The 26,181-nt window shown below is 69.2% G+C and carries 20 protein-coding genes and 2 pseudogenes; 17 read left to right on the forward strand and 5 right to left on the reverse strand.

All coding sequences use genetic code 11. The annotated features are described in order from the left end of the window. Positions 1–6: 6 nt before the first annotated feature. Positions 7–1,425: a hypothetical protein gene (locus ACZ4UU_RS38345; RefSeq protein WP_471908045.1), complete on the forward strand. Its 1,419-nt coding sequence runs from the start codon at positions 7–9 to the stop codon at positions 1,423–1,425. Between the two features lie 63 nt (positions 1,426–1,488). Here ACZ4UU_RS38345 and ACZ4UU_RS38350 read toward each other — a convergent pair whose 3' ends face one another. From ACZ4UU_RS38350 to ACZ4UU_RS38360, 3 genes are all read right to left on the reverse strand, one after another. Next, complete coding sequence (locus ACZ4UU_RS38350) at positions 1,489–2,577, reverse strand: tyrosine-type recombinase/integrase (RefSeq protein WP_471908046.1); 1,089 nt, start codon at positions 2,575–2,577, stop codon at positions 1,489–1,491. Positions 2,578–2,637: 60 nt separating this feature from the next. Next, entirely contained in the window at positions 2,638–2,844 is a 207-nt protein-coding gene (locus ACZ4UU_RS38355; RefSeq protein WP_471908047.1) for a helix-turn-helix domain-containing protein, read from the reverse strand. Between the two features lie 287 nt (positions 2,845–3,131). After that, positions 3,132–3,773: a tyrosine-type recombinase/integrase gene (locus ACZ4UU_RS38360; protein WP_471908048.1), complete on the reverse strand. Its 642-nt coding sequence runs from the start codon at positions 3,771–3,773 to the stop codon at positions 3,132–3,134. A 334-nt stretch (positions 3,774–4,107) separates the two neighbouring features. Here ACZ4UU_RS38360 and ACZ4UU_RS38365 point away from each other — a divergent pair, with 334 nt between their 5' ends. From ACZ4UU_RS38365 to ACZ4UU_RS38380, 4 genes and pseudogenes are all read left to right on the forward strand, one after another. Then, a complete protein-coding gene (locus ACZ4UU_RS38365) occupies positions 4,108–4,320 on the forward strand; it encodes a hypothetical protein (protein ID WP_471908049.1) in 213 nt (70 codons plus the stop codon). Between the two features lie 5 nt (positions 4,321–4,325). After that, positions 4,326–4,523: pseudogene (locus tag ACZ4UU_RS38370) on the forward strand (hypothetical protein); the annotation flags it as partial. 205 nt (positions 4,524–4,728) lie between these two features. Then, positions 4,729–5,955, forward strand: a complete 1,227-nt coding sequence (locus tag ACZ4UU_RS38375; RefSeq protein ID WP_471908050.1) for a sensor histidine kinase — start codon at positions 4,729–4,731, stop codon at positions 5,953–5,955. Positions 5,956–6,425: 470 nt separating this feature from the next. Then, a pseudogene (locus tag ACZ4UU_RS38380) lies at positions 6,426–6,542 on the forward strand (copper resistance protein CopC); the annotation flags it as partial. 1,139 nt (positions 6,543–7,681) lie between these two features. On the opposite strand, the gene ACZ4UU_RS38385 reads toward ACZ4UU_RS38380, so the two are convergent. Further along, a complete protein-coding gene (locus ACZ4UU_RS38385) occupies positions 7,682–9,175 on the reverse strand; it encodes a long-chain-fatty-acid--CoA ligase (protein ID WP_471908051.1) in 1,494 nt (497 codons plus the stop codon). A 159-nt stretch (positions 9,176–9,334) separates the two neighbouring features. On the opposite strand from ACZ4UU_RS38385, the gene ACZ4UU_RS38390 reads away from it, so the two are divergent. Then, positions 9,335–10,501: a PucR family transcriptional regulator gene (locus tag ACZ4UU_RS38390; protein WP_471908052.1), complete on the forward strand. Its 1,167-nt coding sequence runs from the start codon at positions 9,335–9,337 to the stop codon at positions 10,499–10,501. A gap of 100 nt (positions 10,502–10,601) precedes the next feature. On the opposite strand, the gene ACZ4UU_RS38395 is transcribed toward ACZ4UU_RS38390, so the two are convergent. Then, positions 10,602–11,573: a LacI family DNA-binding transcriptional regulator gene (locus tag ACZ4UU_RS38395; RefSeq protein WP_471908053.1), complete on the reverse strand. Its 972-nt coding sequence runs from the start codon at positions 11,571–11,573 to the stop codon at positions 10,602–10,604. Between the two features lie 509 nt (positions 11,574–12,082). Between ACZ4UU_RS38395 and ACZ4UU_RS38400 the strand changes: the two genes are divergently transcribed. The 11 genes from ACZ4UU_RS38400 to ACZ4UU_RS38450 all read left to right on the forward strand — a co-directional run. After that, a complete protein-coding gene (locus ACZ4UU_RS38400) occupies positions 12,083–13,618 on the forward strand; it encodes an ABC transporter substrate-binding protein (RefSeq protein ID WP_471908054.1) in 1,536 nt (511 codons plus the stop codon). A 2-nt stretch (positions 13,619–13,620) separates the two neighbouring features. After that, complete coding sequence (locus tag ACZ4UU_RS38405; protein ID WP_471908055.1) at positions 13,621–14,655, forward strand: ABC transporter permease; 1,035 nt, start codon at positions 13,621–13,623, stop codon at positions 14,653–14,655. Next, entirely contained in the window at positions 14,652–16,598 is a 1,947-nt protein-coding gene (locus ACZ4UU_RS38410) for a dipeptide/oligopeptide/nickel ABC transporter permease/ATP-binding protein (RefSeq protein ID WP_471908056.1), read from the forward strand. Before ACZ4UU_RS38405 ends, ACZ4UU_RS38410 begins: the two co-directional genes overlap by 4 nt. After that, a complete protein-coding gene (locus ACZ4UU_RS38415) occupies positions 16,595–17,674 on the forward strand; it encodes an ABC transporter ATP-binding protein (RefSeq protein WP_471908057.1) in 1,080 nt (359 codons plus the stop codon). The genes ACZ4UU_RS38410 and ACZ4UU_RS38415 overlap by 4 nt, the downstream gene beginning before the upstream one ends. A 135-nt stretch (positions 17,675–17,809) precedes the next feature. After that, positions 17,810–18,637, forward strand: coding sequence for an alpha/beta fold hydrolase (locus ACZ4UU_RS38420; RefSeq protein ID WP_471908058.1), 828 nt, complete (start codon positions 17,810–17,812; stop codon positions 18,635–18,637). A 1-nt stretch (position 18,638) separates the two neighbouring features. After that, on the forward strand, positions 18,639–19,721 hold the full coding sequence (locus tag ACZ4UU_RS38425) for an alpha/beta hydrolase (RefSeq protein WP_471908059.1): 1,083 nt from the start codon (positions 18,639–18,641) through the stop codon (positions 19,719–19,721). 117 nt (positions 19,722–19,838) lie between these two features. Further along, positions 19,839–20,984 (forward strand): serine hydrolase domain-containing protein, encoded by a 1,146-nt coding sequence (locus ACZ4UU_RS38430; RefSeq protein ID WP_471908060.1) that lies wholly within the window; start codon positions 19,839–19,841, stop codon positions 20,982–20,984. A 58-nt stretch (positions 20,985–21,042) separates the two neighbouring features. After that, on the forward strand, positions 21,043–22,773 hold the full coding sequence (locus ACZ4UU_RS38435; RefSeq protein ID WP_471908061.1) for a CocE/NonD family hydrolase: 1,731 nt from the start codon (positions 21,043–21,045) through the stop codon (positions 22,771–22,773). A 288-nt stretch (positions 22,774–23,061) separates the two neighbouring features. Continuing rightward, entirely contained in the window at positions 23,062–23,943 is an 882-nt protein-coding gene (locus tag ACZ4UU_RS38440) for a LuxR C-terminal-related transcriptional regulator (protein ID WP_471908062.1), read from the forward strand. A 147-nt stretch (positions 23,944–24,090) separates the two neighbouring features. Next, positions 24,091–25,392 carry an alpha/beta hydrolase gene (locus ACZ4UU_RS38445; protein ID WP_471908063.1) on the forward strand — a complete coding sequence of 434 codons (1,302 nt, stop codon included), beginning with the start codon at positions 24,091–24,093 and terminating at the stop codon, positions 25,390–25,392. A 360-nt stretch (positions 25,393–25,752) separates the two neighbouring features. Further along, positions 25,753–26,181 (forward strand): glycoside hydrolase family 1 protein (locus ACZ4UU_RS38450; protein WP_471908064.1); only part of this gene is annotated, 429 nt, incomplete at its 3' end.

Consider the following 26,181-nt stretch of genomic DNA (forward strand, 5'->3'; position numbering starts at 1 on the left):
GCCGACTTGCTCCGCGAGATCGCGGCGGCTTCCGAGGTGATGCGGATCCCGCCGGCTCGTTCACAGACGGCTTGGGCGCTGGAGCAGCGCGGGCTGGTCAAGCGGACGTGGCGTGGCAGCGGACAAGTCGCAGTGGTGACGGCGGACGGCCGCTACTTCCTCAAGCACGGCAGGCATCCCCAGCAGGTACGGGCGGAGAAGGAGCGATTGGACGGCGATGGCGCTCAAGCCGCGCTCGCCCCCGCCGGCGGTGCCGAACTGGTCTCCCGTCTGAAGTCGGCCTCAGGGAGAAAAATCACTGTCCCTGATCCCGCGCCAAAGACTCGCGGGCGGTGGCGGGCCGCCTATTACAACGCGCTCCACAACGGACACGTACCGGACGGCCACAAGCTGCGGTGGAACGGCCGCCAGCGCGGCGACTGCGTTTTCACGCTGATCGACGAGGAGGCCGAGAAGGCGGCCCAGCCTCCACCGGTGCCAACCATTGACGTGCCGGAGGTTCTGAATCGCCCTCACTCTCTTGTCCGTGCGACGCGGAAAGCCTTGGGTCGTTCGCAGGGCACGGTCGACACTCGAGGCCGGGCGGAGATCATCCCGTTGCACGTGTCGCGTCCGCTCGCCGACCGCGCCCTACGGATCGTGCACGCGCTCCTGACAGAGGCCGAGAGTCGCGGTCACGCAGTCGAGACCCAGACCAACCTGCAGGACGGTGAGGCTGTGCACACGCTGGCGATCACCATCCGGGGCCACGCCTTTCCCCTCGTCCTCACAGAGCGGACGACGAAAGTCCCGCACGAGCCGACCCCACAGGAACTCCGCCAGCAAGAACGCAACCCTTGGACCCGACTACCCAAGTACGACGAGGAGTTCAACGGTCGCCTCGCTATCGGCGCCCCCGCCAAGAGCTGGTACCAGCACTCGTACTCCTACAGCGACGGAGCACGCTGGACGCTGGAGTCCCGCCTGGGACTTCTGCTACAAGATCTCGAACGGCTCGCCGCGGAAGCAGAACGACGGGAGCAGGAACAGGAGCGCCTCGAGGCCGAACGGCGGCGCCGCTGGTACGCGGCCCTCGCGCAGGCTCGTAAGCAGCAGATCGAGCAGCACCGCTCGAAGACCCTGATCGAGCAGGTCGGGGCATGGCAACAGGCCGCGGGAATCCGCGCGTTCTGCCAGGCCGCCCGCGTCCGCGCCGACGGGACACCGGTTCCGGCCGAGGAGGCGGCGTGGCTGGAGTGGGCCGAAACGTATGCGGCACAGCTCGACCCGTTGCAGCACCAGTTGCAGACTCCGCCGGATCCCCCGGCCCGGCGGGAGGTTCTGCGGGAGCTGTCGAAGGTCGACACCTACGCCTACCCGTGGCCCTTCGACGCCGACGGCCGGTGGACGCTCGTCGAGGACGAGCCGGCCGACGAGCTCCCCTGATCTGCGGTCGCCCCTTACAGAAACGCCTTCGCCCTGTCCATCCAGGACAGGGCGAAGGAACGTTTATGCAGCGATGGTGAGCGGTGCTTCCATACGCTCCCAGGCGCCGAGCACGGCCTTGTGCGCGTCGGGCTGAAGGTGGGCGTAGCGCTGGGTGGTCTGGAAGCTCTCGTGGCCGAGGAGGTGCTGGACCTCGTACAGCGAGACGCCCTTCTGGACCAGCCACGAGGCGCAGGTGTGGCGCATGGAGTGCGGCGGGTAGTGCGGGACGAGCTGCTGCTCGCCGTCATCGTCGAAGTAGTAGGCGCCGTCGACGGTCGGCCACCAGGTCTGCCGTCGCCAGTTGCCGTCGTTAAGGAGGCGGCCGGCCCGGCCCTTGGTGAGGGTGGTGAACACCACCGCGTCCCGGTCGAGCCGGTGGATGTGGCGTTCGACCGCCTCCAGGACGTGGGGCGGGAGCGGCACCTCCCGGCGGCTCTTGGAGCTCTTCGGGTACTCCTTGATGCCGCTCTTGGTGTTGACCTCCACGACGAACAGGCGGGAGCGGCGCTGGTCGATGCGGTGGCGGTGAAGGCCGGAGAGCTCGCCCCACCGCAGCCCTGTGTAGAAGCCGAGCAGGCACATCGTCCGCCACACGGTGGGGAGTTCGTCCAGGATGCTCTGCGCCTGGTCGAGCGTGAACCACTGCGGCGGTTTGACGGCGATCTGGGGCAGGTCGATGCTGCGGCAGGAACTCACCGCGATCACGTCGTCGTCGACGGCCGCGCGCATGATAGAGGACGTCAGGTTGTAGGACCGCTTGATGGCCGCGGCCCCCACCCCCTTCTCGATCAGGGACCGGATCCAACTCTGCACATCCATGCGAGTGATGGCCCGCATCTCCCAGTCGGCCCAGTAGGGCATGACGTGGTTCTTGATGCTCGACGCGTCGCCCTGAAGGGTGTGGGGCTCGACGACGCGGGCGTTCCACCACCGGTCGTGCCACTCGCGGAAGGACGTTTCGCCGACCCGCGGGTCGCGCAGGCCCCCGCGTGCGAACTGGGTTTCCATCTCGAGTCCCCAGGCGCGTGCCTGCGTCTTGAGGGGGAACGATTCGCTGAACCGGTCACCGAGCCGGTTGCGTACCGTCGCCTGCCAGTTTCCGGTCTTCAACTTGCGTAGGTACAGCCCAACTCCTCATGTCGGTACGGAAGGCCCTTCGGCGGGCTGGTGTCAGCGGCGCGGTCTCGGTGCGATGACCGCGCGGCTGGAGATGAACGCGTCGAGGCCGGCGGCAGGAACACGGACGCGAGAACGGCCCGGTCCGGTACGCAGATCGACGACTGGGAGGTCGCCCGCGGCGATGAAGCGGTAGACGGTGCGGCGGTCGACGTCCAAGGCGGCGGCGACGGCGGGGATGGACAACAAGCGTGCAGGCATGGGTGAGTCCTTGGCAGGGAGGGTGACGGGGTGTGGCAAGGAGGCGGCCGCGAGGCCCGTCTGTAGTGCAGGCCGACAAGCCCTGTCGGGGACGGGGCGCGGCACGTCACGGGGCGGCAGGGCTCCTGCTCACAGGCGTCAGGCAGGAACGCTGTCGGCGGCGAACCGGAGAGCGTGCGGGAAATGGATCGCGGATGACGGCCGGTCATCTACCGGAGCGCCGGTCCGGTTCACCGGGCAGTCGGCTCCGGCGGGCAAGTCGCCTGGGCGAGGCGCTCCCAATCGATCTAGGTGGCTTCGAGGCGGAAGCAGTACGGGTAGCGGAGCGCCAGCCAGGCGGGGGCCACGCCGGCGAGCTCGGCCACCGTGGCGACTGCGACGCCCAGCCTCAGCCACCGCACGAGGGAGGAGTCCCGGAGGACGTCGACAGGCTCCCCCAACCGCCAGCTCAGCAGCTCGTCGTGCGGCAACACGGCCTCTTGCGCCTGCTCCCACAACCGCTTGTACGCGGCTGCCGAGAGTCGCCCACCGCGCGGGCCGGGGAACAGCAGATCGTCCTCCTGGAGACCGGCCTCGTCGATCCACTCACGCAGGAACGTGGCGAACTGCGGTCGCAGCGGAACCACTCGAGCCTGTCCTCGATGGCGAGCCGTCAGCTCGCCAGAACCACCCGGATGAAGGACAACATCGCGAACACGCAGGGAGCGGGCCTCACTCGGACGAAGTGCTCCCTCGGCCAAGGTGACCAGGAAGGGGTACACCGAGCGGCTCCCGCCCGCCTGCCGGCGTATCCAATCCAGCAGCAAACGAACTTGCCCCTCGGAAGGTATCCATTCCTCATCCAATGCATCGGTCAGCACAGCAGTGAACTCCTCAGGGAAATAGGGGATTCGTCGCGCGAGACCCGCTCGACAAGGACAATCGTCCACACGATCCCCGGTTTCGGTAACCGGGCATCCCGTGCTACAAAGACAGGGGCCCGTGTGTGATTTGCCGTCGCGCTATGCCGCATTCACGCACCTGCGGCTAACCCGCCTACACCTAGGTTCACTTGAAGCAGCCGAACTAATCCAGTCCATTGCCGACCCAATACGTCTGCCGTCGGCGAACTACCGCTGCCAGCAGAGTTCGCTGCGCAACAGCTGCCAAATCAGGGCAAATTGCGCTCCAGAGCTGACGGGCCGACCAGGCGCCTTCTAAGCACCTGACCTATTCACGTCCGCCCAACCCATGCACGACAGCAGCCCGAACTATTGCACCGGGATGACCTCATACGACCTGGGCAAGCCGCGCCAGCGTATGGGCCTGTACCGCACCCTCCTTCACGAGGGCCTGCACGACGACCTGCCCCGCTACCTCAACCAAGACCTGCTCCTCCAGCTGTGGCCGGTGCTGCGCACCCTCGCGGTCGCACCGCGCGCTGCATGGGAAGACCCCTTCCCCCAGCTCGCCTCCCGCGCCCGGGCAGCCGCGTGACCGACATGCCGGAGCTGCACGCGGGGCTCTTGGCGGATGTGATCGCACTCGGCTCCCCGTATCCCCTGATCCTCACTGGCGGATATGCCGTACGAGCGCACCGCCTCGTGAACCGTCCCAGCCAGGACCTCGACGTCGCCACCGAGAACCTGGCGCCCTACTACAAGCTCCGCAACGTCCACAGCACCCTCGTCGCCGGCGTCGCCCAGTCCTCCACCGCCAACGGAGCAGCAGTCGTCCAGTGAGGCAGCGCCAATCTCGACGACCAGCTCTGGAAGATCGTCCGGATCAACTGACAGCTCCTGCCCGTGTCATGACCAGGCGCGGGAACCGCCGGGGCAGCGGTTCCCGCGCCTGACGTCTGCGCCGGCCGACCGGCCGAGGCGTAGCTGACAGCTCCTCTCTACAGTGACCGATGTGAACCTCCTGCCTGCGACGGACGACCTCACCACGCCGCGAACCCGAAGACAGGGCTGCCTGCGTGCGATGGGCATCACTACGCTGGTCCTGCTGGCCGCAGCGGACGTGCTCATCGCCGTCGCCAACGGCAAGACCTCCTGGCCGGTGTGCCTGCTCCTTGCGCTCGGCCTCGCGGCTGTCCTCTGGCCCTCCGCCCGGCAGCCCGCATGGGTCACGCCCCAACTGCGCACCGCCGTACCAGCAGGCGTTTCCCTGGCCTTGACCGCCGTGGCCGCGACGACCGAGCGCGTGCGGACACTCGGGCCCGGTGAAGTGGCGGTCCTGCTCTGCCTGTTGTTGATCGCCGTCCGTGTCTGCTCACCGAGGTGGGCGTTGCTGTGTGCCGTCCTCACAGGCGTGGCGACCGTTGTGGTGCCGCTGCGCTTCTACGACGTCATCGCCAAGGAAGACGCGCTGCTGTTCGCACTGCCGTTGGCGCTGCTGACCGGCGTTTCCGCCGGCCTCGGCGGCTACCTGCGCTCCCTGGACCGCAGACGAGGCGTCGCGGTCGCCGAGACCCGCCGCTCCGAACGCCTTGCCATGGCGGCCGACCTGCACGACTTCGTCGCCCACCATGTCACCGGCATCCTGGTCCAGACGCAGATGGCCCGCATGATGTCCGCCACCGAACTCGACCGCCTGGACCCGGTCCTGGCGAGAATCGAGCACGCAGCGACCCAAGCGCTCGACTCCATGCGCGTGACCGTCGGTCTCCTGCGCAGTGGCCCACAGGAGACAGCCCGCCTCGAGCCGGGCGAGAACCGCCCGGGCGACCCGACAACCCTTGCGGAACTGGTCGACGGGTTCGGCGGTCCGACCGGCCTGAAGGCCGAACTGCACGGCGACGCCTCAGTGCCCCGAGACCTGCCCCACGAAGTGCAGGCTGCCGCCTACCGCGTCGTCCAGGAGGCCCTCACGAACGTACGCCGCCACGCCGCCGATGCAACCGAAGTCACCGTCGCCCTCGCGCACGCCGACGACACCCTGCGCGTGACGGTGCGCGACAACGGCCGCGGGGGCGCCCCGCTGCCGTACGCCGCCCGCGGCGGAGGCTTCGGCTTCGTCGGGCTCACCGAACGCGTCACCGCCCTCGACGGCACACTGCACACAGGCCCGCGCAAGGACCACGGCTGGGAGGTCGTGGCCCTCCTCCCCGCCGCGACACGAGCGGATTGACCCGCGGGCGGGCGGTCGATCCCTCCGGTGCGTCGATCGGGATTGCCGCACGATCGGCAAGACGCCGGATGGCCACGGCTGGCCCTGCCTCCGTCCTGACGACAGCATCCCGTGCCCGCACAGAACAGGTGTTCCACGCGGGCACGGGACCATCGGCCGAGCAGGCACATGATGCGCTTGTACTCGACGGACTCTCCGAGCGTGTCCCACAGTTCATCAGAGCTGGCGTACGTGTGCACACCGGAAGCGTCCTCCTCCGCGCAGCCGTCGCGGTACGACGCCCTGCCAGTGCGGTGAACGCCATCACGGGCCCCTCAGTCTGCGGACGAGCGGCGCGTTCTTGTCCCTAGGCAGGACGACGGCTCCCGGTGACGGTCCCGGCGGGCTGTCCTGGCTGATCGAGCACGACGCGATCGCCGGACCGCCGCCGGGTGTCCTGCTGGCCCTGCCGCTGACGACCCGACTGCTGGGTGCCACCGCACAGCTGCTCCGTCACCCTCCCGCTCGACACCGCCTCCCCGGCGGGCCTTTACACGGTCGGCTACCGGGTCGCGGCCGAGGACGGGCATCCCGTCTCGGGCTCGTACACCTTCAAGGTGAAGGCGAAGGCGCCGGACCAGGCGGCACAGGACGCTTCCGGTTCTCCGGCCGCACCGCGCGGGAAATGCCACCGCTTCCACTCAGTCGCTGGTGCCCCAGAAGGAGAAGACCGGTGCCGAACCAGCCGATTCCCCGGCGCCCCTCCTCACCGTGGCGGGTGCGGTGGCCCTTCACCGGGATCGTCACCGGAGTCTTCGCCCGCAGGCGGGGGAAGACCCGCCATGTCGGCTGAGGCCCAAAAGGCGGCGGGGGCCGAAATGACGACTGAGGTCGAAGCGATGCCCAAGGCCGAAGCGACCAGGGCCGTTCGCCTCCCACGGCTGCCCCTGCTCCTCCTCGGCGAGTGGCCGCCGCGATCGCCGTGGCCGTCGGGGCCGTATGGGCGGGCAGTGGCACGACCGTGCTCGTCCCGGGGATCGAGGATGCGGGGGCGGTGACCGCCTGCGGCCTGCCGGTGGCCAGTGCTCTCGCCGACGCCTTCGCCGTGGCCGCCCTGGGGCCCTGCTACTCGTCGCCGTTCTGCTGTCGGGCGGTCGAAAGCTCACTGCGGCGCAGCGCCGCTACCTCACCTGGGCGGGTGCCTCGGCGGCGGTCTGGGCGGTCGCGGCGGCGGCCACGCTGGTGTTCACCCTATCCGACCTGTTCGGCCAGCCGTTGGGCGGTGTCCTCTCGCCCGCCGTCGTCGCGGACTTCGTCGCCACCGATGCCCAAGGCCGGGGCGAGTCGTACGCGGGATATGGCGAACCTCCTTAACCGTCCGACACCCAGGGCAAGGGACTGGGAGATCATCGCGGCCTTTCGTCGCGACACTCAGCACATCGCCCTCAACTCCACGTGTTCCACCAACACCCCGTTGAGGTGCGGCAAGAGCATCTTCAACACTCCGTGCACGTGTCGAGCATCCACCGGTGATTGACGGAGCGTCACCAACGCACGGAAGCACGGACCGACTTCACGAAAATCCTGGAAGAGCCAGCTTGGCGTGGCTGCCGTCAGTCCCTCCGGGCAGCAGGCCCACGCGGCCTGAGCGCCGCGGTATCCGAGAAGGAGCGGATCGCATTGACCAGTACGACGGCCTGGATCCGCCCGCTGAGCGAGGCGGCGGCAGACGCGACGGCTTCTCAGCTCAGCACACCGGCGCCGTGATCTCGCGCTTCAGGATCTTGCCGCTCGGGCCCATCGGCAGGGCATCCGCCAGCCACACGCGGCGCGGGTACTTGTAGGCGGCCACCCGCTCGCGGACGAACTCCTGGAGTTCCTCGACCGTCGCCTCGGTTCCCGGGCGCAAAACGACCGCTGCCGCCACCTCCTCGCCGAGGCGCTCGTCAGGCAGGCCGACGACGGCGGCGAGGGCGACGGCAGGGTGCTCGTGCAAAACTTCCTCGATCTCACGCGGGTAGACGTTGTAGCCACCGCGGATGATGAGGTCCTTCTTGCGGTCGACGATGTAGAGGTAGCCGTCCTCGTCCTGCCGGGCCAGGTCGCCGGTGCGCAGCCAGCCGTCGGGGATGGCGGCGGCGGTCTCCTCCGGGCGGTTCCAGTAGCCCTTCATCAGATTCGGTCCGCGCACCGCCAGTTCGCCGACCTCGCCCGGCGCCACGTCCAGACCGGTGTCGTCGAGCAGTCGCACCTCGACGTCACGGACGGGAGTGCCGATGGATCCGGCCTTGCGCGGGCGGTCGGGGTGGTTGAACGAGACGACCGGGCTGGTCTCGGACATGCCGAAGCCCTCCAGCACCATGCAGCCGAAGCGCCGTTCGATGCCGTGCAGGACCTCCACCGGCAGGGACGCGCCGCCCGAGATGCACATGCGCAGGGTGGACACGTCGGCCTCTGCGACACCCGGGTGATGAAGCAGCGCCGCGTACATGGTGGGCACGCCCTCGAAGACGGTGGCCCGGTCGCGGGCGATGGCGTCGAGCACCGTCTGCGGATCGAAGCGGGGAACGAGGGTGAGCGAGGCGCCGCTGAACACGGCGGTGTTCATCGTGCAAGTCTGCCCGAAGATGTGGAACAGCGGCAGGCAGCCGACGATGACGTCCTCGGCGGTGAGCTGCTGCACGTGTACGGCGCTGACCTCGATGTTGTGGCGCAGCCCGCCGTGAGTGAGCGCGGCGCCCTTGGGGCGGCCGGTGGTGCCGGAGGTGTAGAGCAGCACAGCGATGTCGTCGCCGGCCGCGGCGGCGACCTCGTACCGCGGCTCCTGCCGCGCGAGCTGGTCGGCGAAGGCCGTCGGCTCGACCGCCTTGTACCGCACCCCGGCGGCGGCCGCTCCCTCGGCGCCCTCGCCCGGCGCCGCGTGCCACTCGACGAGCAGCACGGCACCGGAGTCTCGCAGATGGTAGTCGGTCTCCCGGGCCTTGAGCAGCGGATTCATCGGCACCACGATCCCGCCGGCGCGCAGGATGCCGTAGTACAGGACGACGAACTCGGGCACGTTCGGCAGCATCAGCGCGACACGGTCGCCGGCGCGCAGGCCCTCGGCACACAGCAGGGCGGCGGCCTGTGCGCTCAGCCGGTCCAGTTCGGCGTAGGTGATGGTCGCCGTGCCCAGCCGCAACGCCGGGCTCTCGGGCTGCCGACGTGCCGTCTCCGCCAGGAATTCCGCCAGATTGGACATAATGCCTCCTTGCACACATGCTCCGTGGCGTCGGCCACGTTCGCCTCCGACGCTCACGGAATGGTGACGTCCGCGATGTCGGCCGTCCATGGCGGCGCGGACAGCCGGCGCATGCCGGGATTGTTCCGGAGCACAAGCAGGAGGCCGTACGCTGCGAGGATGGATCTGTCAGGTGTGGGTGCCGCCCTGCGCGAGCGCCTTCCCGAACTGGGTGAGCGGATGGCTCAGCGCATCCGCGCGGAGGTCGAGTCCTACACGGACGACTCGCTCACGCCGTTTGCCTCGCTGCGGGATTCCTGCGCGAGCAACGCCGACCTGCTGCTCAGACAGCTCGCCTCCGGTGCGGAGCCCGATGTGCGGCCCGCGCAGGAGACCGGGCGCCTGCGCGCCGAGCAGGGCGTGCCCCTGGCCGACATGCTGCACGCCTACCGGGTCGGCTTCGAGTACCTCTGGTCGCAGATGGTCGAGGAGGCTCGCAGGCATCCGGAGGTCACGGACGCGGATCTGGTGGCCGGGTCGTCGCGGATCTGGGCGCTGTTCGGCCGCTACGCCGAGGCGGTCGCGGCCGCCTACCGGGAGGCCAGTGCGGAGTTGGCGCTGCGCCGCGAGGCGCGCCGTTCGGCGCTGGTCGAGGCGCTGTTCACGGGCGCGCTCGCGGACCGTACAACGCTGCGGGAGGCGGCCCGGCAGCTCGGCCTGCCCGAGCGGGGCCCGTACGCGGTCATTGCCGCGTCCGTGCCGGACCCGGGCCAGGAGCCGCTGCCCGGCATCGAGGCGGCGCTGCGCCAGGCCCATGTGCCCTCGGCCTGGCGGCTGCTGCCCGACCAGCAGATCGGGCTGGTCTCTCTCATGCACCGGGACGCGGAGACGGTGAGCCTGCCGACGCTGCGCCGCAGCCGCGCCCGGGTGGGGGTCAGTCCACGCTTCGACTCGCTGCGGGACACTCCGCAGGCACTGCGGTTCGCCCGGCTGGCGCTGGCCGGGCTGCCGGGTGACGGGCCCGGGGTGGCCCGCTTCGACGACAGCCCCCTCGCCATGCTGGTCGCCGCGGCGCCCGCGGAGGCGACCCGCCTGGTAGAGGTCGTTCTCAGGCCGGTCCTGGACCTGCCGGCAGCTGAGCGGGCGCGGCTACTGGAGACCCTTGGGCACTGGTTCGCCGCGGGGGGCGTCGCCGCCGAGGCGGCCGACCTGCTCTTCGTCCACCCCAACACCGTGCGCTACCGGCTGCGCCGCGTCGAGAAGCTGACGGGCCGCTCGCTCTCCGAACCCAGGACCCTCGCCGACCTGGGGGCCGCTCTGCACGCGCTGCGGCTCCTGCCACGGTGAGTCGGCGACCGACCGCGCCGTCAGGCTCCCGCACGTCCCCGTACGGGAGGGGCGACCTCGACCACAAGCACCCGGCCATCGCCTGGCCTTGATCAGTCGGCTACGTCGTTTCGCGCTGGACGACAGCGAGGATGTCGCCCGCGCCGGGCGCACTCGGCGCCGCCGGGGCCGCAGCGCCGGCCATCGAGAGGATGCGTGCGGTGAGATTTCTGGCTGCCACGGTGAGGTCCATCCCGATGGTGGTCAGGGCCGGTACGGCGAGCGAGCTCACCGGGAGGTCGTCGACGCCGATGAGCGCCAGGTCGTCCGGGACGGCGATGTGCTGCGTGCGGCAGCTCGCCAGGACGGCGAGGGCGATCAGATCGTTGAAGGCGGCGACCGCCGTGACCGGCGTGGCGCCCTGCGTCCACTCCGTGACGGCGGCCCGGGCACTGGCCCGCGAATAGCGCATGCTGACCACCTGCGGCGAGGGCAGACCCAGGTCGGCGCAGGCCCGGGTGGCCCCCTCCACGCGGGGTAGGCAGAAAGGGCGCTCTCGGGGATCGTCCAGCGCGGCGTAACCGATGTGCCGGTGCCCGCGTGCCGCGAGGTGCTCGATCTGCATGCGTCCGACATCTTCCTGGCTCAGTCCGGTCAGGCTGGCACCGCCCGGCGTGATCACGCCGTCGATCAGAGGGATTTCAGCTCGAAGCAGTGACCGCGCATCGGCGGGCGTCAGGCCACCGAACGCGACGACCACCGCCGGCTGGACGTGCTGCCACAGCTCGGCCAGCGGCGTGGTCGTGCCAGCGTGGTGCAGGTACACGCAGGTGTAGCCGGCCTCGCCCAGCGACCGGCCGAGGGCCAGTTTGAACTGCTCCATGGCATCGGCGACGGGGAGATCCGGCACGACGCAGAGCACGACGTTGCTCCGGCCCTTGCGCAGCGCACGGCCGGCTCCCGACGGTACGTAGCCGAGACGCTCCGCCGTCTCCAGTACGCGACGGCGGGTCTCCGCAGAGAGGCTGTGCTCGGTCTTCCCGTTGAGTACGAAGCTCACGGTGGTCTGTGAGACCCCGGCCTCGCGCGCCACGTCCTTGCTGGTGATCCTCGGCAATGCCCCTCCCCGAACTCTTGCCACACCTTCCGACACAGGCTACGGTACGGCGATCAGCGAGTTAATACGTATTACATCGCTGTTTCGGTAGCCGCAATGGCCTGTAGGGGGACGCCCCGCATCCGTTTTGCCCGAGCCGCCCACCCCGGTCGAACACCGTCCCCATACGCGCCGACCTGGTGGAATCACACAAAGAGAGATCTGTCATGGACGACACGATCCCCGTCGGCACCGACACGACACCCGGCCCCGTCGTGTCAGCCGCCAATCCGGTCTCGTGACCACAACACTTCCGCGTCACGCCACGTCGACGCCCCGAGCCTGCCTGCTCGCGCGACGGACCGGCCCTGATGCGGCTGCCAGGCACTCGCCGTGACTACTAGGTCGAGCAGACCTACCGACGCCTGCCCGTAGTCCCCACACAAGTGACCCACGCGTGTCAACACGCGACTTGTGGCCCAGTTGAGACTTCCAGGAGAACACGCATGAACCGCAAACCCTTGATCGCGCTGCTCGCCGCATCGGCGCTGGCGCTCAGCACAACAGCATGCGGCGCCGGCAGCCAGGGGGACGGATCGGGGCGCACCAGCGCGAATGAGTTGCGCATCGGCCTCTCGGCCGGGCCGGCCACGCTCGACCCGGCCAAGGACGGCGCCGGACTGCAGAACGTGATGCGTTCGCTGACCAATGAGTCCCTGTTCCACATGAACGCCGACTACACCGCCAGCCCCGTTCTGGTGAGCGACTACAAGTACGTCGGAGACGGAAACAAGGTCTTCGAGTTCACCCTCAAGAAGGGGATCCGCTTCACCGACGGAAGTCCGCTGAACGCGGCGGCGGTCAAGACCTGGCTGGACTATTTCGCGAAGCAGCCCGGGCCGTTCACCTCGTCGCTCTCGATCGGCTCCATCGAGACCAAGGGCGAGTACACGGTCCGGCTCAATCTCGCCTCGCCCAGCGCGATCGTGCCCTTGCTCCTGTCCCAGTACGCAAACCGGGGCGCCCTCTCGAGCCCCAAGTCCGTCGCCGACTCCGGCAGCCTGGCGAAGGGCACGTACGGCGTCGGCCCCTACGTCCTGGATGCCGCCCAATCCGTGACCGGCGACCACTACACCCTGGTGCCCAGCAAGTACTACCACGGTCCGACAAAGGTCCGTTTCAAGAAGGTGACCGTTCGGATCATCCCCAACCAGTCCTCGATGCTGCGCGCGTTCCAGTCCGGGCAGATCGACTTCGGCAACCTGGACCCATCCACCGCGCCCGCGGCGAAGAAGGCGGGCGTGAAGGTGATGCACTGGCGCAGCGGCACCGTGTTGGTGACCCTCTTCGACCGCAACGGGACAATCGCCAAGCCGCTCGCCGACGTCCGGGTCCGGCAGGCGCTGAACTACGCCGTCGACCGTGAGTCGATCACCAAGGCGCTGGTCGGCGAGTACGGACGGCCGACATCCCAGTACCAGACCGAGTACTCCGACCCGGCCCTGGAAGATCGCTACCCCTACGACCCGAAGAAGGCGAAGGCGCTGCTCGCCCAGGCCGGCTACCCGCACGGGTTCAGCATGGACGTCCTCGACCCGGGGGGCATGGTCGGCAACTGGGGCGACCCGACGATGCAGTCGGTCGCGCAGGACTGGGAAAAGGTCGGCGTCAAGGTCAAGGTCACCCAGGCAACCACCGACTTCGTCCAGCAGGCGCTCTCGAAGAAGTTCCCTGCGATCGAGTGGACTCCGGACATCACCCCGACGGCGGGCGCGTACTCGACGCTGTATGCCCCCAAGGGCTCGACCAACCCCTTCGGCTCTTCGAACGCCAAGATCGACGCGCTCTACCGCCAGGGTCAGACAGAGCAGGGCGACCAGACGGCGAAGACGTTCAGAAAGCTCAACAGCATGGTCACCGAGCAGGCCATCCATGTGCCGATCTACGAGTACCACATCCCGTGGGGCATGAACGAGCACATCACAGGAGTCAAGAAGGGCCCCTGGATGGTCTTTGGCGCCGACCTCGGCTGGAAGGGCTGACGATGGCCAACCCGTCGGTTGACGCGATGGGAGCGCCGCTCACGCGCTCCCGTCGCGGGCGCGCCCTCCGCAGACGCGGCGCCGGAGGCGGCAGGCTGACCTCGCTGCTGGCCCGCCGGATGTTGACGGCAGTCCCCTTGCTGCTGGTCGTGTCGAGCTTCAACTTCCTGTTGCTGTCGCTCACCCCGGGAGATGCCGCACGCCAGATCCTCGGAGTCAATGGCACACCGGAACAGTACGAAGCGCTGCGCCGGCAACTCGGGCTCGACCTCCCGGTCTACGAGCAGTACTGGCACTGGCTGACCCAGGCGGTCTCGGGTGACTTCGGCGATTCGATCATCAACGGCAGCCCGGTCGTGGAATCGATCACGAGTCGAGTGCCCGTCACCATGTCCCTCATCGCCGGCTCACTGCTCGTGAGCGTCGTGGCCGGCGTCAGCCTCGGCGTGTTCAGTGCCGTCCGTGGTGGAGCGATCGGCAGGGCGGTCGACGCGCTCGCTCTCCTCAGCTGGGCACTGCCCGTCTTCTGGGTCGGCTCCGTGCTGGTCGTCGTCTTCGCCATCAAGCTCGAGTGGTTCCCCGCGCTCGGGTACGTGCCGTTCACCGAATCGCCCCAGGACTGGGCCCGATCGCTGGTGCTGCCGGTGACCGCACTCTCCCTCGGCTCCGTTGCCGCCGTCATGAAGCAGACCCGGGAATCCATGCTCGACGTGCTCGGAAGCGAGTACATCAGGATGGCCGCCGCCAACGGGGTCTCCCGGACTTCACTGATCTATCGGCATGCCCTCAAGAACGCCGCCATCCCGGTCGTCACCGTCCTGGGTATCCAGACCGTCGGCCTGCTGGGCGGCGCCGTTCTCATCGAGAACGTCTTCTCCGTACCGGGCCTTGGTTCGCTCGTCGTCGGTTCGGCCCTGGCCCACGACATCCCGACGGTCCAGGCGGTCGCGGTGATCTTCACCGTGGTGGTCATCGTCGTCAACCTGTCGGTCGATCTCGCCTATGGGCTGCTCAACCCGAGAGTGAGCACAGCATGACTGTGACCGTGGCCGGTGCCGAACCGTCGGCATCACCCTCCGTGACCCCCCGCTTCGTGCGCCGTCTGCTGCGACGCCCGCTGGCCGTCGTGTGCCTGGCCTACCTGGCGATCCTCGTCGTGATCGCCATCGGCGCCCCGATGCTGATGCCACACGTGGGGACCGAAAGGGCCGGCGATCTCGCAACCGCCCTGCACGGCCCGAGCGCCGCCCACCCCCTTGGCGTCGACAGCCTGGGCCGCGATGTCCTGCAGCGACTGCTGGTGGGAACCCGGGGCACTTTGGTGGGCGTCGTCGAGGCGATGGCGGTCGTCCTGGCGCTGGGCGTCCCCATCGGGCTCGTGGCCGGCTACGTCGGCGGCAAGACCGACCGGACGATCATCTGGCTGGCGGATCTCGTGTTGTCGCTGCCGGCGATCATCCTGGTCATCGTCGTACTCTCGGTCTTCCCCCAGAGCGTGCCGGCCGCGATGGCGACTCTCGGTGTCCTGGCCGCCCCGGGTCTCGTGCGCGTCGTACGAGCCGCGACACTGCCGGTGCGCGAACAGCTCTACGTCGCCGCCGCACGGGTGTCCGGCATGTCGCGGACCTACATCGTCGCCCGGCACATACTGCCGCGGGTCATGGGACCCATCATCGTGCAGACGTCCCTGCTGGCAGCAACTGCCTTGCTGGTGCAGACCGGGCTGGCCTTCCTCGCCCTCATTGCCGCTCCTCCGGAGCCCAGTTGGGGAGGCATGGTCTCCGACGGGGTCGCCGCCCTCTTCCAGCAGCCCTGGTTGATCTGGCCGCCCGGCCTGGCGATCGCGCTGACGATTCTGGCGTTCGGACTTCTGGGCGACGCGGTCAGAGACGCGAGCACAGAGGGCTGGTCCCCGAAGTCCGCCCTCCCGCTGGGCGACAAGCACCGACGCACGCCCACGCGAGCCGCTGCCGCAGCGGCTGTCGTGCCCGCGAGCACGAACGACAGCCTGCTCTCGGTCCGTGACCTCACGGTGTCCTACGCCACGCCCACCGGCCCCATCCGTGCGGTCGACGGGGTGACCTTCGACATCGCCCGTGGCGAGACCGTCGGAGTCGTCGGAGAGTCCGGTTGCGGTAAGACGACGACAGCCCTCGCCATCATCGCGCTGCTCGGCGGCGGCGGACGGATCGAGTCCGGACACGTCCTTTTCGACGGCAGGGACCTTGCGGCCCTGCCGGAGTCCGAACTCCAGGCTGTCCGCGGTACCGAGATCGGCTACGTCTCCCAGGAACCGATGGTCGCGCTCGATCCCGCCTTCCGGATCGGCTGGCAACTCGCCGAAGCCGTCCGGATCAACACCGGAATGAGCCGTGCCAAGGCCAGGAGACGCGCCGTCGAGCTGCTGGAACAGGTGCAGCTCCCCGAGCCCCATCTCGTGGCTCGCCGCTACCCGCACGAGCTGTCGGGCGGCATGGCCCAGCGCGTCGTCGTCGCGCGTGCCCTGGCCGGCGAACCGAAGCTCCTGATCGCCGACGAGCCGACCACCGCCCTCGACGTCACCATCCAGGTGGAGATCCTCGATCTGCTGCGCACGCTGCAGCGCGACCGGGGCATGGCGATCATGCTCGTCACCCATGACCTGGGCGTGGTCGCCGACATGTGCGACCGGGTCGTGGTGATGTACGCCGGCCAGATCGCCGAACGCGCGGGCGTGAAGGAGCTGTTCGGTAACCCGCACCACCCCTACACCCGGGCACTGCTCGCCTCGAATCCGCACAACCAGCACGGCTCGGCGGTGCTGCCCACCATCCCGGGTGCGGTCCCGATGCCGGGCTCGTGGCCGCAGGGCTGCCACTTCCGGCCGAGATGTGCGCGCGCCACCGACCAATGCGGCAGCGGCGAAATCCCCCTCCTCGAGATCGGTGTCTCCCACGAGGCCCGCTGCCTCTACGCCCACCAGATCGAAGGTGTGTCGTGAACGACGAGACAAACCTCCTCGAAGTCCGCGATCTGTCGGTGCACTTCCGACGCGGTCACGGCTCGCCCCCCATGCGGGCTGTCGACCGGGTGAACTTCTCTGTGGCCGAACGCGAGACGCTGGGCGTCGTGGGTGAATCAGGCTCCGGCAAGACCACCATCGGCCGGGCCGTGCTCGGCCTGGCGTCGCCGACCGACGGCCGGATCGAATTCGCGGGCGAGGACATCACCCGAGCCGGCCACAAACGGCGCCGTGCGCTCAGCCGCGACCTGCAAGTGATCTTCCAGGATCCGTACAGCTCGCTGAACCCAACCCGAACCGTCGCCCAGACGCTGGGCGAGTCGCTGCGGGCGGAGAAACTGGCCGCCGACGAGGTCCGTAACCGGGTCGTCGCCATGCTCGAGCGCGTCGGACTTCCCGCGACCGCCGCGGACCGTCACCCGTCGAGTTTCTCCGGCGGCCAGCGGCAACGCATCGCCATCGCCCGGGCCCTCGTCGCACGCCCACGGCTGGTGATCTGCGACGAGCCGGTCAGCGCGCTGGACCTCTCGGTCCAGGCCCAGGTGCTCAACCTGCTCCGGGAGCTACAGGACGAGTTCGCACTCGGCTACCTGTTCGTGGCCCATGACCTGGACGTCGTCAGGCACCTCTCGCACCGCATCATGGTCCTGTACCGCGGACAGATCATGGAGCAGGGCCCCGCCGACACGGTCTACGCCACCCCGGCGCACCCCTACACCAGGACCCTGCTCGAAGCAGCGCCCGTCCCGGACCCGGTGCGCCAAGCAGAACGCCGCCTGCGCCGCGTGCGCACGGGTGACAACTCCGGCCCCGTCTCCGCCGAGGGATGTCCCTTCGCCACCCGCTGTCCACACGCGGCCCCGCTGTGCCACGCCGAACGGCCACCGCTCGAACAGACCCCGGCAGGCACGACCGTCGCCTGTCACCGGTGGCAGGAACTCAGCACTGCGCCGACGGAGGTGGCGGCCGGTCTTCCCGTGTCCGTCGCGTCTGCGACCACGCGATCTGGAGCGCTCCAGCACGATTCCCGGAAGAGACCAAGTCGTGCCAATTGAGCCACTCCTCACATCGCCTGCTCACTCATCAGCCTCGGCGGCTATGGCTCACTGTTCATCGTCCCGCGTGCGCCCTGGTCGCCGGCGCGATGGCCGTGTGCATCCGCTCGATCCCATAACCGAACGGAACCGTCCATGACCATGATCACCACGCCCACCCGGGTGTCGCTCTGCTACGACACCTTCGGCGATCCCGGCCACCCCCCGCTGCTGCTGATCCAGGGCCTCGGGGCCCACATGCTCGGCTGGCGCGCCGATCTGTGCCGGCAACTCGCCGACGCGGGCTTCCACGTCCTGCGCTTCGACAACCGGGACGTCGGCCTCTCGCAGAAGTTCCCGCAGGGCGGCTACACCCTGGCCGACATGGCGAACGATGCCGCGGGTCTCCTCACCGCGCTCGACATCCCCGCAGCGCACATCGTGGGCCAGTCGATGGGCGGCATGGTCGCCCAGCAACTCGCCCTCGACCATCCCACGCGGGTGCTGAGCCTCGCCCTGATCTACACGGCGCCCAACGCGGGCTTCCTCGCCGGCCGCGACCTGGTCGACGAGTGCACCCAGCGCCCCCGGGCCCGCGATGAAGACGAGGCGATCGCGCTGTACCTCGACAACGAAGCGGCGTGCGCCTCACCGGGATACCCCCAGGACATCGACTGGCTGCGCGAACTCGGCGGCCAGATGTACCGCCGGGACTACGACCCCGATGGAGTCGTCCGGCAGGTGGAGGCGCACGACAACTCTCCCGACCGTGCGCCCCACCTGCACCGCATCACGGTCCCCACCACGATCATGCACGGCGACGGCGACCAGCTGATCGATTCCGGCACGTCCCAGGCCATGCACGAGCTGATCCCGGATTCGACGCTGACCATCCACCACGGGATGGGCCACGAGCTTCCCCGCCCGCTCTGGCCGCAGATCGTCACCCAGATCCGGGACAACACCGCACGAGGGAGGGCGTGACATGGCCCGGGAAACAGTCATATCCCGGACACGGCCCGCAGCCGAGCGGGTAGCGCTGATGCTCGCCTCAGCACTCATCCTGCTCGTCGGCGTAGCAGCCCCGAGCCCGGCCTTCGCGGTTGACAGTCCGGCCTGCGTGGTCCGGACGACCCAGCCCGCGGTGGGGCTGACCCTGGTTTCGGTCGAGCGCATCGACGCCCGCACACGGATGTACGCGTTCCGCTCGAAGGCGGTCGGGGACGCCATGCCTGACGGGCTCGTCCGGGTGCGGGTCATCCTGCCCGCCGACTACGACCGCTCGCCCGGGAAGCGCTACCCGGTCATGATGCACCTGCACGGCACCAACAACTCGCCCACCACCTGGCCCGCCGGCGAGGTGCAGCAGGTGCTGGGCGACAACGACGTGATCTTCGTCCAGCCCGACGGAGGCCCTGCCGGCTTCTACGCGGACTGGTACGGCACACCCGTCACCGGCCTCGATCTGTTGAACGGTCCGGTGCCGTTCCCGCCCCCGGCGTGGGAGACGTTCCACGTCCGCGAGTTGCTCCCGTGGTTGGACGAGACCTTCCGTACGACAGGCCGACGCGCGGTCATCGGCAGCTCCATGGGGGGCTTTGGGGCGATGGCGTACCCGGCCCGCAACCCGGGAGTCTTCGTCGCCGCCGGCTCCTTCTCCGGCGCTGTGGACCTCGACGCGTTGTACCCGATCACTCCCGTCGTGATCTCCGCGGGATACGACCCGTGCATCTTCGGCGACCGAACCCTGCAGGCCGACAACTGGAAAGCGCACAATCCGGTCGACCTGACTGCCCAGCTGCGCGGAGTGTCGCTGTTCGTCGCCAGCGGCAACGGGCTGCCCGGCCGCTATGACGACGCCGTAAGCGCCGTCACGGGAGCGCCCTTGGAGATCCTCGTGCGCCAGATGGCCGAGAACTTCGTCGCCGCACTCGACCGGGCCGAGGTGCCCGTCACCGCCTGGTTCTACGGCAACGGCACTCATCCGGGCGGGACGACGCGGTTCTACGACTACGACGATCTGCGCCGCTTTCTGCCCCAGGCGATGAGCGCCCTCAACCGCAAGTAGCCGGTGTGAGAAGGCGAGACCGACGCGGAGCAATACCAGGGACCGGCGGGCCGAGGCCAGGCACGAGCTGATCCCGGATGCGACGCGGGACAACACCACACGAGAAAGTGCGTGAAAATGACAGCAGTACAGGTGAAAGGCCGCGTCGACAACGGATTCGAACCGATCGCGGACGCCTTCGCCGACAACTTCCGCCAGCGCGGCGAGACAGCCGCCTCCTGCGTGGTGTACGCCCAGGGAGCCCCGGTCGTCGACATCTGGGCTGGTCAGACCATCCGGGGCACCTGGACGCCCAACGCCCGCACCGTCGTGTTCTCGGTGAGCAAGGGGGTCACCACCGTCTGCCTTCTGATGGCCGCCGAGCGCGGACTGATCGAACTCGACGCCCCGGTGGCGAAGTACTGGCCGGAGTTCGCCGAGAACGGCAAGGAGACGACGACGGTACGGCAACTCCTGACGCACCAGGCCGGTTTGATGGCGCCCGAGGCGGAGGTGACGCTGGAGAACCTGCGCGCCTGGGAGTCCGTGGCGGACGCGCTGGCCCGGCAGGCACCGGCCTGGCCCCCGGGAACCGCCTACGCCTATCACGCGGTCACGTTCGGCTGGCTGGCCGGCGAGGTGCTGCGCCGGGCCACGGGACTGCGGCCCGGCCAGTGGCTGCGCGAGCACATGGCGGCTCCCCTGAACCTGACGATGACGTACGGCGCCGACCCCACGGCCGCCGATTTCCACCCCCTGGCAGACCCGCTGCCCCACACCGACCCCGACGCCGCCGCATTGATGGCCACCGCTTTCGCCTCACCGATGGTCGAACGCTCGATGAGCCTCGGTGGCGTCTTCGACACCGCCGACATCATCCAGACCGTCAACGGGGAGGCGTGGCTGTCGGTCGAGATCGCGGCGGGCAATCTCGTGACCAGCGCCCGCAGCCTGGCCCGGCTGTACGCGGCCACGGTGGGCGAGGTCGACGGGGTCAGGCTGCTGGGCCCGGACACCGTCCGTGATGCCCGCGTGGTGCGCTCCGAGGGCCGGCCGTTCGTGGGGCCCGACGAGGGCAACCGCTGGGGCACCGGATTCATGATCAGCTCGGCCCACCGGCCGATGGCCGGACCGGGCAGCTTCGGCCACGACGGCTTCGGCGGCAGCCTCGGTTTCGCCCACCCGGAATCGGAGATCGCCTTCGCCTACCAGACCGCACAGCCCGGTGGTCTTCCCGACGATCGATCCAACGCCCTCTGCCGCGCTCTGCGCGCCTGCCTGTGAACCGACTCCGGCACGTCAAGTCCCGACCCTGTCCACCGAAACAACCGGAAAGCACGCCATGACCACCGCACTTCCACATCACACCGCCCCGGCCCCTCCGGGCCTGGCCGCCCGCACCACGGACCGGATCCTGACCCGCCTGATGCGGCTGCCGGGCACGCGATACGACTACCGAGTCGAGCGGAACCTCCCAACACCCGCGCGCGACGGCGCCGTTCTGGTCACGGACCACTACGCCCCCGTCACCGACCGGCCGAAGGGCACCGTCCTGCTGCGCACACCGTACGGGCGCGGCTTCCCGGGTGATCTGGAGGCGCGGGTCTACGCGGGCCATGGGTATCACGTCGCGGTGCAGAGCTGCCGCGGCACGTTCGGCTCCACCGGGACCTTCTACCCGATGGCGAACGAGGCCGACGACGCCCAGGACGCGGTGGCCTGGCTGCGCACCCAGCCGTGGTTCGACGGGCGCCTCGCCACCGCCGGGGGCTCCTACGTGGGCTGGACCCAGTGGGCGCTGCTGATGGACCCGCCCCCCGAGCTGCGCACCTGCCTGATCGCCGTCGCCCCGCACAACATGCACGACACGGTGTACGGAGCCGGAGCATTCCGCCTCGGCGACTTCCTGTCCTGGGCGGCGACGATGGCCGGCCCGGAGCGATTCACCGGGCTACGCGGTATGGCCCGCCTGCTGACGATGAACCGGCGCCTGACCCCGGTCTACGCCGCCCTCCCGCTGGCCGACGCGGCCGACGCGGCGACAGAGCACCGCACGCCGTGGTTCCGGGAATGGCTGACGACACCTGACCCCGACGATCCCCTGTGGGATCGTCTCAAACTCGACGACGCCCTTCAGCGGGCGAACGTACCGGTGCGGCTCACCGCCGGCTGGCAGGACCTCTTCCTCGAACAGACCCTCCACCAGTACCAGACATTGCGTACCCGTGGAGTCGACGTCTCGCTCACCGTCGGCCCCTGGACCCACCAGGAACAGGGCCAAAAAGGTATGGGGCGCCTGCTCCTCAGCAACCTCGAATGGCTCCAGACCCACCTCGCCGACGGCGAGACGCCGACACCCCCACCGCCCAAACTCCCCGTCGAGGTGTACGTCACCGGCCGGGGCGCATGGCGACGGCTCGCGGAATGGCCCCCGGCGGCCGACGAGACCGTGCGCTACCTGCAGCCGGACCGGAAGCTCCTGGCCGATGAGCCCAGTGGCGGCGCGCCGTCCACCTACGTCTACGACCCGGCCAACCCCACACCGACCATCGGTGGCCCACTGCTCACCCGCGACAGCGGCGTCAAGGACAACGCCGACCTGCAGAACCGCCCCGATGTGCTCACCTTCACCACGCCCCCGCTGACCGTCCCACTGGAGATCATCGGAACACCCGTCGTCGAACTGGCGCACACCAGGAGCAACCCGCACGCCGACGTGTTCGTGCGGCTCTGCGACGTCGACCCGAAGGGCGTGTCCCGCAACTTCGCCGAAGGACTCCTGCGCCTCGATCCCACCTCGCCCATCGACCAGGTGCAGCACGTGCGGGTGCGCCTCGACGCCTGCGCGCACGAGGTCAGGCCCGGACACCGGATACGCCTGCTGATAGCCGGCGGCTCCCATCCGCAGTACGCACGTAACGAGGGCACAGGTGCGGTGCCCGGCACCGGGAACGAGTTGCGGCCGTGCACACACACCGTCCACCACGAAACCGGCGCGGTCTCCCGCGTGCTCCTGCCAACGCCCCCCAATGGACGTGTCCGGTCCGGGCTCGCCGATTCGATGGGGTCGTAGACGCCAAGCAGCACACCTGCGCGCCGGGGTGCGGGCATTGCCAAGCCCACCATCAGCCGCATGCCGAGCAATGCGCACCAAGCGAAGCCTGGCCAACCTGGCGGCCCGCGCACTCAGCGAGCTGGAGACCCTGTTCCGCAGGCGGCTCAAGGGCGCTGTAGTACCGGCACAGCATTCTCAGCGGATTCCTCGCCGAGACGAGCCTCGCTCTCGACAGACCGAACCGCCCCTAACTCGCAGTCAAGATCCATTGATTGCCTTCTCACTCCTGGACCCTGGGCCCATCACATGACTGTCCTGACAGCGGCGCGAGCAGCACGGTTCACCACGCTCCTGCACGACATGCGGCGCGTCACAGGCGTGGACGCGGTCATGGGCTCCCTGGTGGCGGCCGATTCAGACCACTTCGTCATCGACCAGCTGGTCGGCGTCACCACCGAAGGTCTGCACAACCTACGCGTCGCCGTCGGTACGGGACTGGGCGGCAAAGCGATGGCCCTGAACAGGCCGATGCAGGTACCGGACTACTGCCGGGCGGGCGGTATCAGCCACGAGTACGATCCGGCTGTGCGCCGGGAGCAGATCCGTGCCGCGTTCGCCGTCCCGATCCGGGTTCCGGTCCCCGGCGGTCCCCGGGGCGTGCTCTACGGAGCACGGCGCCACGAGTACGTCTTCGGCGACCGCGTCTTCGGTGACGTCGTGGTACTGGTGCGCGCCCTGGAGCGGGAGCTTGCCGAGGATCTGGAACTGAACCGCCGATTGGAACGCCTGCGGGTGACAGCCGGGGGCAGTGTCTCGGCCGCGAGCACGGAGATGAGCGTGGCCGAGCGCCGTAGGCTCGTCGACGTCTGCTCCGAACTCGTGCACATAGCATCAGATATGCCCGACGGCTTGCAGCGCCGACAGATAACGGCTCTCGTACGCCGTCTGGCCGGGCAGACGGCAGAACGCCCCGAGGCGGAAAAGGCGACCCGTACAGCCCTCACGGAGCGTGAACGGGAGATCCTGACCGAGGTCGCCACCGGTGCGACGAACCGCGAGGTCGCTGCCGCGCTGTGTATCAGTGCCGAGACCGTGAAGTCGAGCCTCACTTCCAGTATGCGCAAGCTCGGCGTGCGCAACCGTGTCGCTCTCGTGGCCGCGGCACGTGCGCAAGGTTGCCTGCACTGAGGAGATGACGGCACAGGGCTCCTGCACCCCCCGAACGGGGGGCTTATGTCTTGCCGAGAAGAGGTCGCACCGCGCCTCACCCATACTGACAATCCGATGGCGCGCGCCATTTCCCCCGCCCCGCACGTCTGACAGGACCCGCCGGCCATGCGCAACGACCTCGAAGAACCAGGCTCCGGAATGCCCGCCGCATCCCCCGACATCCCCGCCCCGCCACCCGACCCGTCGGATGGCGCGGGCCCCGGCTCACGCCTCGTGCGCATCGTCTTCCTGGCGGTGGCCTTTCTCCTCGGCCTGTTCGTCCTGCTGGGCCAACTGCTGGCCGTACTGCCCGTCGGCTGGCTCTCCCCGGTGCTGCATGTCACGCCGCTGCAGGCGGTTGCGCTCGTCATCGGCGGCATGCGCGACGGGGCCGGCGTCTGGAACCTCGTCCTCGCGGCCCTCGCCCTGGCTGCGGCCGTGTACGCCCTACGCAAGAGCGGCGCCCGCAGGCGTACGGCTCGCACCTTCGTGGCCGTGGGCGGCGTGGGCTTGGCGCTGGCCCTGCTCACCAGCACGGTCCAGGTCCTTTCCGTACACGGAGCCACCGGCAAGTGGTTCCCCTTCGCGCCGCCCACTTTCGCCTCCGCGCTCGGGCGGGGCCCCGACAAGACCGTCACCTACGCCACGCTCGGCGGCGAGAAGATGAAGGCGGACCTGTACCTGCCCGACAACGCTGCCGCCGCTTCGGCCGCCCCTCTGGTCGTCAGCATCCACGGCGGCGGCTTCGTACTGGGCAGCCGCGGCCGCACCCCCTACACGAGCTGGCTGGCCGACCACGGGTACGCGGTACTGGACGTCGACTACCGCCTGTCCAGCGCGACCGAACACCGATGGAACACCGAGGACGCCGACGCCGCCTGCGCCATGACCTGGGCCACCGCGCACGCCGACGAATACCACTGGGACCTGAACCGGGTCGCCACCCTCGGCGGCTCGGCCGGCGGCAACCTGGCCATCAACGTCGCCTACAAGATCAACGCGGGCACCATGAAGCCCTCCTGCGGCACCGCCGCCGAACTGCCCCGCGTGAAAGCCGTCATCGCCTCGTTCCCTGCCGTCGACCTCACGGCCAGCGAGTCCGACAGCGCGCTGGGGCAACAGCTCATCCAGTGGTACACAGGCGGCACTCCCGCCCAGTATCCAGCCCGCTACCAGGCCATCGACTCCGCGACCCACATCACCGAGAAGGCCCCGCCCACGCTGATCCTCCAGGGCGGCGCCGACCACCTCGTCTTCGCAGAGCACACGAAAGCGTTCGCGGACAAGCTCGCCGCCGCCGGCATCACCCACCGGTACATCCAGCTCCCCTTCATGGAGCACGGCTACGACGGCTCCGCCGCCAACATCGGCACGCAGGCCACCCGTGCCCTGGCCCTGCCCTGGCTGCGGGACCACCTCGGCGACTGACTGCGGGAGGCGGCGGCCCGGAGGCCGGACACCCCACCTGGTCCGCGGCCGGCGCCGTCCGTCTGGTGCGCCGAGCGCCGAGCGCCGAGCGCCGAGGGAAGTCTCACCCCTCGGCTACTCACACATCCGTACGTGACGATCTGAAGAGAGCCGGGCGCGGTTCGGCGACGACGTCCAGGTCCGGACGAGCTGTTCCTGGAGGTCTTCGAGACCGTCAGCACCGTGGCGGTCCCGCTGCCGCGCGACGTCTGTCCCACGAGCTGCACCCCTCCGGGAACGAGACACCAGAGTTCGTTCAGCCCCCGTGCTGATTACAGTTCAGATGTTAGGTTTTGGCGCCATTGCCAGAGAGGCTGATTCATGTACAGCGACTCGATCACCCGCGGGCATCTGACGTTCCCGCCCGACTTCGTCCTCGGCGCCGCCACTGCCGCCTATCAGATCGAGGGCGGCGCGAGCGAGGGCGGACGGGGCCCGTCCATCTGGGACACCTTCAGCCACACGCCGGGAAAGACCGCCCACGGCGCAACCGGTGACGTCGCCACCAACCACTATCACCAGGTCGAGACCGATCTCGACCTCATGGCCTCGCTCAACCTCGGCGCCTACCGGTTCTCCATCTCCTGGCCGCGTGTGATGCCCACGGGCGAGGGCGAAGTCAATCCAGAGGGCCTGGCGTTCTACTCGCGGCTCATCGACGGCCTGCTCACCCGCGGCATCACACCGATCGTGACGCTCAACCACTGGGATCTCCCCCAGGCACTGGAGGACCGCTACGGCGGCTGGCGG

It is taken from the genome of Streptomyces sp. NPDC028907 (assembly GCF_055564995.1).

Bases quoted from the DNA above. Each gene is read 5' to 3' on its own strand.
- ACZ4UU_RS38405 (WP_471908055.1), top strand. From the start codon at position 13,621: ATGGCCAACCCGTCGGTTGACGCGATGGGAGCGCCGCTCACGCGCTCC.
- ACZ4UU_RS38425 (WP_471908059.1), top strand. From the start codon at position 18,639: ATGGCCCGGGAAACAGTCATATCCCGGACACGGCCCGCAGCCGAGCGG.
- ACZ4UU_RS38365 (WP_471908049.1), top strand. From the start codon at position 4,108: ATGACCTCATACGACCTGGGCAAGCCGCGCCAGCGTATGGGCCTGTAC.
- ACZ4UU_RS38430 (WP_471908060.1), top strand. From the start codon at position 19,839: ATGACAGCAGTACAGGTGAAAGGCCGCGTCGACAACGGATTCGAACCG.
- ACZ4UU_RS38410 (WP_471908056.1), top strand. From the start codon at position 14,652: ATGACTGTGACCGTGGCCGGTGCCGAACCGTCGGCATCACCCTCCGTG.
- ACZ4UU_RS38400 (WP_471908054.1), top strand. From the start codon at position 12,083: ATGAACCGCAAACCCTTGATCGCGCTGCTCGCCGCATCGGCGCTGGCG.
- ACZ4UU_RS38435 (WP_471908061.1), top strand. From the start codon at position 21,043: ATGACCACCGCACTTCCACATCACACCGCCCCGGCCCCTCCGGGCCTG.
- ACZ4UU_RS38390 (WP_471908052.1), top strand. From the start codon at position 9,335: ATGGATCTGTCAGGTGTGGGTGCCGCCCTGCGCGAGCGCCTTCCCGAA.
- ACZ4UU_RS38445 (WP_471908063.1), top strand. From the start codon at position 24,091: ATGCGCAACGACCTCGAAGAACCAGGCTCCGGAATGCCCGCCGCATCC.
- ACZ4UU_RS38420 (WP_471908058.1), top strand. From the start codon at position 17,810: ATGACCATGATCACCACGCCCACCCGGGTGTCGCTCTGCTACGACACC.
- ACZ4UU_RS38440 (WP_471908062.1), top strand. From the start codon at position 23,062: ATGACTGTCCTGACAGCGGCGCGAGCAGCACGGTTCACCACGCTCCTG.
- ACZ4UU_RS38385 (WP_471908051.1), bottom strand. From the start codon at position 9,175: ATGTCCAATCTGGCGGAATTCCTGGCGGAGACGGCACGTCGGCAGCCC.
- ACZ4UU_RS38355 (WP_471908047.1), bottom strand. From the start codon at position 2,844: ATGCCTGCACGCTTGTTGTCCATCCCCGCCGTCGCCGCCGCCTTGGAC.